Source organism: Hydrogenophaga sp. Root209 (assembly GCF_001428625.1).
GTDB lineage: Bacteria > Pseudomonadota > Gammaproteobacteria > Burkholderiales > Burkholderiaceae_C > Hydrogenophaga.
Genome location: NZ_LMIE01000030.1, coordinates 348,104 through 357,992, shown reverse-complemented (window position 1 = coordinate 357,992; position 9,889 = coordinate 348,104). Strand labels below are relative to the sequence as shown.

The window sequence follows — 9,889 nt, the reverse complement described above, 5'->3', positions numbered from 1 at the left end:
TGAAGCTGAGGCAAACTATTACCGGCATCTCGCCAATCAGGTGGCAACCGCTGCCTGACTTAAACCAACAAGCCTCCACGAAACGCGGGGCGGTTCATTAAGACCGGACCTCTACTGCAGAAGGCGAGGAGCGAAGTAAGAGCGCGGTGTCCTGATAATCGATGTCCGATGATGGCCCCAAAATGTGCCTCGTCCTTCCATTAGGGCAGCAAAGTCGCGACTGACGCGCGTAAGTACCTGTCGGGCCTAGGTTTTCGGTCCGAAGGGCCACCATTCAACAGTCACTACTTTAGTCGGTGCTGCCAGCTTCACTTCGTTGGCCTGATCCGGTCGGCGGCAACCGGGCTGACCGGCTCCGCAGCTGTCCCCCGCCCGGGGCTGCGCCCCGTGCTCCTCCTTTATGCCGCTGCGCCGGTCAGCCCGGCTGCCGACGACCTCGTTGGTATGCGAAGAGAGGGTGCACGTAGTGGCTGACGTGCATGGGTGCAGGCAGCTCGCGGGCGTGGCTTGTTCTGCGCAGCGAAATCAAGGAGGAGGGGGCCGCAGGCCACTGGGGGACATTCGCGGAGCAGAGCGAGCCACGTCCGCGAGCCGAAGAAGCGCAGGCAATCAACCGCTAGCCGGAAACAACGACTGAAGAAGAGGCTTCCCGCTCCAACCGCCGCAGCACCCGCCGACTCAACCACACCCCCATCAAACCAAACACCACAACACCCAGGCCGTAACCCGCCAATACACCGCGCGCACCAAACCACTGCGCACCGATCCAGATGAAAGGCGCCACGCCCAGTGTGGCGCGGCCCCAGTTGAGCGCGGTGGAGTAAAAGGCAAAGCCCAGGTTGTTGAAGGCTGCGTTGGCCACGAACAGCGCCCCGTTAAAGAAAAAGCTGCCGGCCACGAACACGCAGAAGAACACGATGAGTTCGCGTGCCTCACCTTGCGCGGCGAACGCGTCAGCGATGAAGCCGCTGCCCACGGCCATCAGCAGCCAGACCAACAGCACATACACCAGCGTCACCTTCAGGCTGTCACGCACCGTGCTGCGCAGCCGATCGAACCGACGAGCGCCCAGGTTCTGCCCAAGGATCGGTCCCACCGAGCCCGAGAGCGCGAACAAGGCCACGAAGGCCACCGGGATCAGGCGCACGATGACCGCCCAGCCCGCCACCGCGTTGTCGCCGAACGGTGCGATGGCCGCGGTCACGAACGCGTTGCCCACCGGTGTGGCCACCTGGGTCAGCACAGCCGGCACACCGATGGCCAGGAACGGCTTGAGGCTGCCGCGCAGCACCGACACACTCGGCCAGGCAAACAGACCGTGCACCCGCAGCGCCTGCGCGCCAATGACCACCATGGAGCATCGCGCCAGCACCGTGGCCACGGCCGCGCCGTCCAGCCCCCAGCCCAGAACCAGGATGAACAACGGGTCGAGCACGGCCGAGACGGCACCTGCGCCCAGCGTGACGAACATCGCCCGCCGTGCATCGCCCAGCGAACGCAGCAGCGCCGCCAGGCACATGCCCAGCCCCAGCGGCACGGCCGAGGGCAGCACCCAGCGGGTGAAGCGCAGCGCCAGCGTGGCGGTGTCGCCCGTGGCGCCAAGCAGTGCGAGCAGCCTGGCCAGCCAGGGGTAGACCAGCAGAACGGCGCCACCCATGAACAGCGCCATGAGCACCAGCGAGGCCCCCGCGATCAGCTTGGCTTGTTCGCGTTCGCCGCGCCCCAGGGCACGCGAGGCCAATGCCGTGGCCGCGATCGACAGACCGATGGCCAGCGAGGTGAGGAAGAACAGCAGCGTGCCCGCGTACCCCACCGCCGCCGCCAGCTCCTTCTGCCCGAGCTGCGCGATGTAGAAGAGGTTGAGCACGTCAACGAAAAAAACCGCCGCCAGCCCGATGGAGCCGGTGGCGGTCATGCTGACGACGTGTCTGAGCGTGGAGCCGGTGACGAAGGTCGGCGTGGCGTGGGGTGAGGGCGGCATGGAGGGTGGGCGAGAATGCGCGCCCACTCTACACCGGCCCTCTCAGGCCTGTGAGGCCGAGGTCAAGTCATCGCAGCACGAGAACGGGCGTGTGCGAATGTGTCAGCACCTGCTGGGTCTCGCTGCCCAGCAAGAGTCGCTTCAGGCCTCGGCGGCCGTGCGAGGCCATCACGATCAGGTCGCATTTGCTGCGCTTGGCCGTGGCGATGATGGCCTCGGCGATCAGGTCGGATTTCACGGTGACCGGCTTGACCTTCACCTCGCGCAGCTGCCCGGCCGATTTCACCGCGTTCACCACGGCCAGGGCTTCCTCGTTCCACTGGGCTTCGATTCGTGCGATCTCCGCGGCTGCCAGCGCCACGCCACCTTCGAAATAGGTTTGTGGATAGCGGGGAATCACCTTCAGGGCCACGACCTCGGCACCGGTCAGGTCGGCCAGGGTGAGGGCATGCTCCACCGCCATCTTGGAGAGTTTTGAGCCGTCGGTGGCCACCAGGATGCGCTTGTACATGGCTTGCTCCTTCAAAGTTGTTGTTTGAGTCCGCAGGGTAGCGCAGGTGAGCGCTTCGTGGTTGACTTGGATCAAGCCCATGAAAGAACACCCCGCTTACCCTCCAGCCATGAATCAGGCCGCGACCACGCTCCCGGTGCGGCCCACGCGCGCCGACCCCGCACCTGTCCCGCCAGCGGCCGGTTGGTTGGGCGACCACCGGGGTCCGCTCACCGTCACCGACAATTTCGCCGTGCTCGACGACCCGGTGGAGCAGGAGACCTTCACCCTGCGCATCGAGCAGACCGAAGGCGAGGTCGCCGAGTCGGTGTTGATGGTGCAGGGCATGTATTGCGCGGCCTGCGCCGACACGGTGGAGTCGGCCTTGCAGGGCCTGCCGGGGGTTGTGCAGGCGCGCGTGCACGCGGCCACGCGCCGGCTCACGCTGCGCTGGGATCCGCGGGCCACCCGCATGTCGGCCCTGGCGCAAGTGGTGGGCGAGCGCGGTTACCGTTTGCTGCCGATGCAGCAGGCCTTGGGCATCAGCGAGCGCTTGCGCGAGACGCGCCAGGGTTTGTGGCGCTTGTTCGTGGCGGGCTTCTGCATGATGCAGGTGATGATGTACGCATGGCCCGCGTATGTGACCGAGCCGGGCGAGATCCCGGCCGACATCGACCAGTTGCTGCGCTGGGCGAGCTGGGTGATCAGCCTGCCGGTGGTGTTCTTCGCCAGCGGTCCGTTCTTCGAGAGCGCCTGGCGCGACCTGAAGCACGGCCGCGTGGGCATGGACACACCGGTGTCCATCGGCATCCTGGTCACCTTCCTGGTGAGCTCGGCCGCCACCTTCGACCCCACCGGCCCCTGGGGCGCGGAAGTCTGGTTCGATTCGCTGACCATGTTTGTGTTCTTCCTGCTCGGCGGGCGTTATCTGGAGTTCAAGGCGCGCGACCGCACAGCCGGCGCGCTCGACAGCCTGATGAACCGCCTGCCCGAGGTCTGCGAGCGCGAGACCGCCAAAGGACTGGAGACGGTGTCGATCCGCCGCCTGGTGGTGGGTGACGCGGTGCGGGTGCAGGCAGGGCAGGCCTTTCCGGCCGACGGGGAACTGCTGAGCGAGCGCGCGACGGTGGACGAGGCCTTGCTCACCGGCGAATCACGCCCGGTGACCCGCGCGCAAGGGCAGGGCGTGGTGGCGGGCAGCTTCAACCTGGGTGGCCCGGTGCGCATGCGCGTGACCCTGGTGGGGCGCGACACGCGCTTTGCCCAGATCGTCAAGCTGATGGAGCAGGCTTCCACCGAGAAGCCGCGTCTGGCCGTCCTGGCCGATCGCGTCGCCGCGCCGTTTCTGGTGTTGGTATTGCTGGCGGCCGCCGTGGCAGGTGTCTATTGGTGGCAGATCGATCACACGCGGGCACTCGCCGTGGCGGTGGCGGTGCTCATCGTCACCTGCCCGTGTGCGCTGTCGCTGGCCACACCGGCGGCCATGCTGAGTTCGGCCGGCGCGCTGGCGCGCCGCGGCGTGCTGGTGCGCCGGCTGCAGGCGTTCGAGACCTTGGCCAGCATCAACGCCGTGGTGTTCGACAAGACCGGCACGCTGACCCACGACCGCCTGGCGCTGCGCGAGGTGAGCACGCGGGCCGGCATGAGCCGCGAGCAGGCGCTGGCCCTGGCGGGCGCGCTGGCGGCGGGCTCGTTGCACCCGGTCTCCCGTGCCCTGGCCAGCCACGGGTCGGGGTTGCAACTGATGGATGTGACCGAAGTGGCCGGGCAGGGTATGCAAGCCCGCCTGCCCGGCGGCACCGGCGTGCGGCTGGGATCTGCCGCGTTCTGCGGCGCGCCCGGACCGGGCACGCCCGAGGACGCACCGCGCGTCCACCTGAGCGACGACGCTGGCTGGATGGCCAGCTTCACGCTGGAAGAAGCCCTGCGCGAAGACGCCCGCGAGGCGGTGCAGGCGCTGCGCGCGCTGGGCGTGCGCACCTGGCTGCTGTCGGGTGACCGCGCGGGGGCCGCCGAGTCGGTGGGCCAGGCGGTGGGGGTGGACCACGTGATCGCCGGCGCCACACCCGAGCAGAAGCTGGTGGAAGTGACCCGTCTGCAAGCACAGGGCCTGAAGATCGCCATGGTGGGTGACGGCCTCAACGACGGCCCGGTGCTCGCGCGTGCTGACACCTCGTTCGCGCTGGGCCAGGCCGCGCCGCTGGCCCAGGCCCAGTCCGACTACGTGATCCAGGGTGGTCAGGTGATGGATGTGGTGCACACGCTCACTCAGGCGCGCGCCACGCTGCGCGTGGTACGGCAAAACCTTGTCTGGGCGGCGGCCTACAACGTGGTGGCCGTGCCATTCGCTCTGGTGGGCTGGATGCCGCCCTGGCTGGCCGGCCTGGGCATGGCGGGCAGTTCGTTGCTGGTGATCGGCAACGCCCTGCGCCTGGCCGGAAAGACCCCCGATCGTTCGCCAGCCCATCCGGTTGCTGCGCCCGCAACGGCGTAGCATGGACCGACCCCCTCCAACGATTCCGAAAGCCCGCCCACCATGGACGTTCTCTATCTGCTGATCCCGCTCTCCGTGCTGCTCGTGTTCGGAATCATCGGCGTGTTCTGGTGGGCCTTGCAGGCCGGGCAATTCGACAACATCGAGCGAGAAGGAGAGCGGATACTCAAGAACGATTGAGCCCGCTTGATGTAAGTCAAGGCGCCGCGCTCCCGCGCGCAAGACACTTCAACCAGCGATATTTGTGAGGAGTTTCAGCATGTCCGTGACAAACAAGACCAGCCAGTCGGCGGTCTACAACGACAAAGTGGTGCGGCAGTTCGCCATCATGACGGTGGTGTGGGGGGTGGTGGGGATGCTGGTGGGCGTGATCATCGCGGCCCAGCTCACCTGGCCCGAGCTCAATCTGGGCATCGAGTGGTTGTCTTATGGCCGGTTGCGGCCGCTGCACACCAACGCGGTGATCTTTGCCTTTGGTGGCTGCGGGCTCTTTGCCTCCAGCTACTACGTGGTGCAGCGCACCTGCCAGACGCGCATCTTCTCCGATGGCCTGGCAGCCTTCACCTTCTGGGGTTGGCAACTGGTGATCGTGCTGGCTGCGATCACGCTGCCGCTGGGCCTCACGCAGGGCAAGGAATACGCTGAACTCGAATGGCCGATCGACATCCTGATCGCGGTGGTCTGGGTGGCCTACGCGGTGGTGTTCTTCGGCACCATCGGCAAACGCAAGGTGCGCCACATCTACGTGGCCAACTGGTTCTTCGGCGCCTTCATCCTGGCCGTGGCCATGCTGCACATCGTCAACAGCGCGGCGCTTCCGGTGGACAGTTTCAAGTCCTACTCGGCCTACGCCGGGGTGCAGGACGCCATGGTGCAGTGGTGGTATGGCCACAACGCGGTGGGCTTCTTCCTCACGGCCGGCTTCCTCGGGATGATGTATTACTTCATCCCCAAGCAGGCCGAGCGTCCCGTCTACTCGTATCGCCTGTCGATCGTTCACTTCTGGGCCCTGATCTTCACCTACATGTGGGCCGGCCCGCACCACCTGCACTACACCGCGCTGCCCGACTGGACACAGTCGGTGGGCATGGTGTTCTCGCTCATCCTGCTCGCGCCCAGCTGGGGCGGCATGATCAACGGCATCATGACGCTCTCGGGCGCCTGGCACAAACTGCGCGACGATCCGATCCTGCGCTTCCTGATCGTCTCGCTCTCGTTCTACGGCATGTCGACCTTTGAAGGTCCGATGATGTCCATCAAGACGGTCAACGCCCTCAGCCACTACACCGACTGGACCGTGGGCCACGTGCACAGCGGCGCCCTGGGCTGGGTGGGTCTGGTGACCATGGGCTCCATGTACTACCTGATTCCACGCCTGTACGGCCAGAAGAAGATGTATTCGGTGCCGGCCATCGAAGTCCATTTCTGGGTCGCCACCATCGGCATCGTGCTCTACATCGCGGCCATGTGGATTGCCGGTGTGATGCAGGGCCTGATGTGGCGCTCGGTCAACCCCGACGGCAGCCTGACCTACACCTTTGTTGAGTCGGTGAAGGCCACCTTCCCCTTCTACGTGATCCGGCTGCTCGGCGGATTGCTCTACCTGGGCGGCATGCTGGTGATGTTGTGGAACACGTTCATGACGGTCAAGACCGGGTTGGCGCAGGACGTGCGCATCCCCGCGCTCAACCCTGCTCACGCCTGAGGACAACACCATGGCCAACCAAGACAAAGTCCAGGGTTTCACCCACGAGCGGATCGAGACCAACAACTTCCTGATGATCGTGCTCATCGTGCTGGTGATCGCGGTGGGTGGACTGGTGGAGATCGTTCCACTGTTCTTCCAGAAATCCACCACCCAGCCGGTGGAGGGTCTCAAGCCCTACACCGCGCTGCAGATTGTCGGGCGCGACATCTACGTGCGAGAAGGTTGCTACAACTGCCACTCGCAGATGATCCGGCCGCTGCAGGCCGAGACGCTGCGTTATGGACACTACTCGCTGGCGGGTGAATTCGTGTACGACCGGCCCTTCCAGTGGGGCAGCAAGCGCACCGGGCCCGACCTGCACCGCGTGGGCGGGCGCTACAGCGACGAGTGGCACCGCGTGCACCTGACCAACCCGCGCGACCTGGTGCCCGAGTCGAACATGCCGGCCTACCCGTGGCTTGAGAAGAATGTGGTCAAAGAAGCCGGTGTTCCCCGGCGCATGGAGGTGCTGCGCACATTGGGCGCGCCCTACACCGACGACGAGATCGCAGCGTCCATTGCCGACGTGAAGGGCAAGAGCGAGCTCGACGCGCTGGTGGCCTATCTGCAGGTGCTTGGCACCGCGATCAAGTAACCCCACGGAGGACACCATGGACATCAACGACCTGCGCAGCATCGTCACCGTGGTCAGCATGCTGACCTTCCTGGGCATCGTCGCCTGGGCCTGGTCCAAGCGGAACAAGGAACGCTTCGATGAGGCAGCGCAGCTGCCTTTTCAGGACGAATGAACCCCGCGAACCAGTCAGAACAAGAGAAACATCATGAGTGATTTCACCAGCGAATTCTGGTCCTGGTATGTGGCCGGGTTGACCCTGGTCAGCATCCTGGCCTGCGCGGTCCTGCTCTGGATCAGCGGTACGACCAAGGTCAAGGCCCGGGCCGACAACACCACCGGCCACGTGTGGGACGAGGACCTGCAAGAAATGAACAACCCCCTGCCACGCTGGTGGGTGTACCTTTTCATCATCACGGTGATCTTTGCGCTGGTCTACGGCGTGCTGTACCCCACCTTCGGCAAATACCAGGGTCTGCTGGGTTGGACATCGCAAGGCCAGCACCAGGCTGAGGTGGACAAGGCGCAGAAGGACATCGCCCCCATCTACGCGCGTTTCAATGGCCTGTCGCCCGAGCAGCTGGCCGGTGACGCGCCGGCCATGGCGGTCGGAGAGCGGCTGTACATGAACAACTGCGCCCAGTGCCACGGTTCGGACGCGCGTGGCGCCCGCAGCTTTCCCAACCTCACCGACGGTGACTGGCTGCACGGCGGAGACCCCGCCGCCATCAAGACCACGATCACACAAGGGCGCATCGGCATGATGCCGCCCCTGGCCGCTGTCGTGGGAACGCCCGATGATGTTCGCAACGTGGCCCACTACGTCTTGAGCCTGTCGGCCACGCCGCACGACTCGGTGCGCGCATCACAAGGTCGCGCCAAGTTCGCCGTGTGTGCCGCCTGCCACGGCGCCGATGGCAAGGGCAACACCGCGCTGGGCGCACCCAACCTGACCGACGGCGTCTGGCTGCACGGCTGGGGCGAAGAAGCCATCACGCGCGCCGTGACCAATGGCTTCACCAACCAGATGCCGGCGCAGGCGGCCAAGCTCAACGCCGACCAGATCCACGTGCTCACAGCCTATGTCTGGGGCATGTCCAACAAGCCGCCGGTTGCGGCCAACTGAGTCCGGTTGAAACCCCCCGTGTCCACCACCAAGCCTTCAGCCACCGTCATTCCCATCGTGCCCGCAGCGGTGGACGATGAGACGATGGTGTCGTTGTATGCGGCGAGCCAGAAGATCCACCCGCGCTCGGTCTCGGGGGTGTTCTCCAACTGGCGCTGGCTCATGGTGTGGATCACGCAGATCGTTTTTTACGGTCTGCCCTGGCTGGAGTGGAATGCGCGCCAGGCCGTGTTGTTCGATCTGGAGGTGCGCCGCTTCTACATCTTCAGTCTGGTGCTCTACCCGCAGGACTTCATCTACCTCACGGGCCTGCTGGTGATCTCGGCGCTCTCGCTGTTTCTGTTCACCGCGGTGGCGGGGCGGCTGTGGTGCGGCTTTGCCTGCCCGCAGACCGTTTACACCGAGATCTTCCTGTGGATCGAAAAGAAAGTGGAGGGCGACCGCTCGGCGCGCCTGCGGCTGGACGCAGCCGGCATGTCGGCATCCAAGCTCGGCAAGCGCGTGCTCAAGCAGGTGCTGTGGATCGCCTTTGCGCTGTGGACAGGCTTCACCTTCGTCGGCTACTTCACGCCCATCCGCGAGCTCGCTGCCTTGTCCCTGGCCGCCTCGCTCGGACCCTGGCAGACCTTCTGGATCTTCTTCTACGGCTTCGCCACCTACGGCAACGCCGGTTTCCTGCGCGAGCAGGTGTGCAAGTACATGTGCCCTTATGCGCGTTTCCAGAGCGCGATGTTCGACAACGACACGATGATCGTGACCTACGACGAGAAGCGTGGCGAGCCGCGTGGGCCGCGCTCGAAGAAGGCCGACCCGGTGGCGCTGGGTCTGGGCTCTTGCGTGGACTGCACCTTGTGTGTGCAGGTCTGCCCCACCGGCATCGACATCCGCAAGGGCCTGCAGTACGAGTGCATCGGTTGCGCGGCCTGCGTTGACGTGTGTGATGACGTGATGGACAAGGTTGGCTACCCACGTGGACTCATCAAGTTTTCAACCCAGAACGGCATGGCGCAGGGCTGGGACACGAAGCAGATGCTGCGGCGCGCCATGCGACCACGTGTGCTGGTGTACTCGGCCATTCTGTTGACCATCACCGCCGCAGTGGGTGTGAGCCTGTTCATGCGAACGCCCCTGCGGGTGGACGTGATGCGCGACCGCGGGTCGCTCGCGCGCATGGTGGAGCAGGGCCGCATCGAAAACGTGTACCGCCTGCAGATCATGAACGCCACCGAAAAGACGCAGCGCTACGCCATCACGGTCTCTGGCTTGCCGGGCATCACGCTGGACCCGGTCACCGAGGTCGAGGTGTTGCCCACCGAGGTGCGATCGGCCGCGGTGCGGGTTCAGATTCCGCCCGGCACTGCGCAAACCGGCTCACACCCGATCCAGTTCGACATCAGTTCCACCGGCGACGACGTGGCCCGCGTGACCGAGAAGGCCGCCTTCCTCGTGCCGCGTTGACCCAGCCCCTTTTCAGGAG

At 65.4% G+C, this 9,889-nt stretch carries 9 protein-coding genes; 7 read left to right on the top strand and 2 right to left on the bottom strand.

Annotated elements, in window-relative coordinates:
• Positions 1–616: 616 nt before the first annotated feature.
• Both ASE11_RS18455 and ASE11_RS18450 read right to left on the bottom strand, forming a co-directional pair.
• Complete coding sequence (locus tag ASE11_RS18455; protein ID WP_082585846.1) at positions 617–1,981, bottom strand: MATE family efflux transporter; 1,365 nt, start codon at positions 1,979–1,981, stop codon at positions 617–619.
• Positions 1,982–2,048: 67 nt separating this feature from the next.
• Positions 2,049–2,492 (bottom strand): universal stress protein, encoded by a 444-nt coding sequence (locus ASE11_RS18450; protein ID WP_056275014.1) that lies wholly within the window; start codon positions 2,490–2,492, stop codon positions 2,049–2,051.
• 79 nt (positions 2,493–2,571) lie between these two features.
• On the opposite strand from ASE11_RS18450, the gene ASE11_RS18445 reads away from it, so the two are divergent.
• From ASE11_RS18445 to ccoG, 7 genes are all read left to right on the top strand, one after another.
• On the top strand, positions 2,572–4,965 hold the full coding sequence (locus ASE11_RS18445) for a heavy metal translocating P-type ATPase (RefSeq protein ID WP_235501351.1): 2,394 nt from the start codon (positions 2,572–2,574) through the stop codon (positions 4,963–4,965).
• Positions 4,966–5,007: 42 nt separating this feature from the next.
• Entirely contained in the window at positions 5,008–5,145 is a 138-nt protein-coding gene (gene ccoS / locus ASE11_RS18440) for a cbb3-type cytochrome oxidase assembly protein CcoS (RefSeq protein WP_056275012.1), read from the top strand.
• A 79-nt stretch (positions 5,146–5,224) separates the two neighbouring features.
• The gene (gene ccoN, locus ASE11_RS18435; protein WP_200959383.1) at positions 5,225–6,670 is read left to right on the top strand and encodes a cytochrome-c oxidase, cbb3-type subunit I; all 1,446 of its coding nucleotides are present in this window, start codon (positions 5,225–5,227) and stop codon (positions 6,668–6,670) included.
• Between the two features lie 10 nt (positions 6,671–6,680).
• The gene (ccoO, locus tag ASE11_RS18430) at positions 6,681–7,307 is read left to right on the top strand and encodes a cytochrome-c oxidase, cbb3-type subunit II (protein ID WP_056275010.1); all 627 of its coding nucleotides are present in this window, start codon (positions 6,681–6,683) and stop codon (positions 7,305–7,307) included.
• Between the two features lie 16 nt (positions 7,308–7,323).
• Positions 7,324–7,461 carry a cbb3-type cytochrome oxidase subunit 3 gene (locus tag ASE11_RS18425; RefSeq protein WP_056275009.1) on the top strand — a complete coding sequence of 46 codons (138 nt, stop codon included), beginning with the start codon at positions 7,324–7,326 and terminating at the stop codon, positions 7,459–7,461.
• Between the two features lie 33 nt (positions 7,462–7,494).
• Complete coding sequence (ccoP, locus tag ASE11_RS18420; protein WP_056275007.1) at positions 7,495–8,412, top strand: cytochrome-c oxidase, cbb3-type subunit III; 918 nt, start codon at positions 7,495–7,497, stop codon at positions 8,410–8,412.
• 6 nt (positions 8,413–8,418) lie between these two features.
• Positions 8,419–9,870, top strand: coding sequence for a cytochrome c oxidase accessory protein CcoG (gene ccoG / locus ASE11_RS18415; RefSeq protein WP_056275004.1), 1,452 nt, complete (start codon positions 8,419–8,421; stop codon positions 9,868–9,870).
• The last annotated feature ends 19 nt before the right edge of the window (positions 9,871–9,889 follow it).

What these genes read in the sequence shown, in the direction of transcription:
- ASE11_RS18425 (WP_056275009.1), top strand. Translation starts at nt 7,324, where the DNA reads ATGGACATCAACGACCTGCGCAGCATCGTCACCGTGGTCAGCATGCTG.
- ccoO (WP_056275010.1), top strand. Translation starts at nt 6,681, where the DNA reads ATGGCCAACCAAGACAAAGTCCAGGGTTTCACCCACGAGCGGATCGAG.
- ccoP (WP_056275007.1), top strand. Translation starts at nt 7,495, where the DNA reads ATGAGTGATTTCACCAGCGAATTCTGGTCCTGGTATGTGGCCGGGTTG.
- ccoN (WP_200959383.1), top strand. Translation starts at nt 5,225, where the DNA reads ATGTCCGTGACAAACAAGACCAGCCAGTCGGCGGTCTACAACGACAAA.
- ASE11_RS18455 (WP_082585846.1), bottom strand. Translation starts at nt 1,981, where the DNA reads ATGCCGCCCTCACCCCACGCCACGCCGACCTTCGTCACCGGCTCCACG.
- ASE11_RS18445 (WP_235501351.1), top strand. Translation starts at nt 2,572, where the DNA reads ATGAAAGAACACCCCGCTTACCCTCCAGCCATGAATCAGGCCGCGACC.
- ccoS (WP_056275012.1), top strand. Translation starts at nt 5,008, where the DNA reads ATGGACGTTCTCTATCTGCTGATCCCGCTCTCCGTGCTGCTCGTGTTC.
- ASE11_RS18450 (WP_056275014.1), bottom strand. Translation starts at nt 2,492, where the DNA reads ATGTACAAGCGCATCCTGGTGGCCACCGACGGCTCAAAACTCTCCAAG.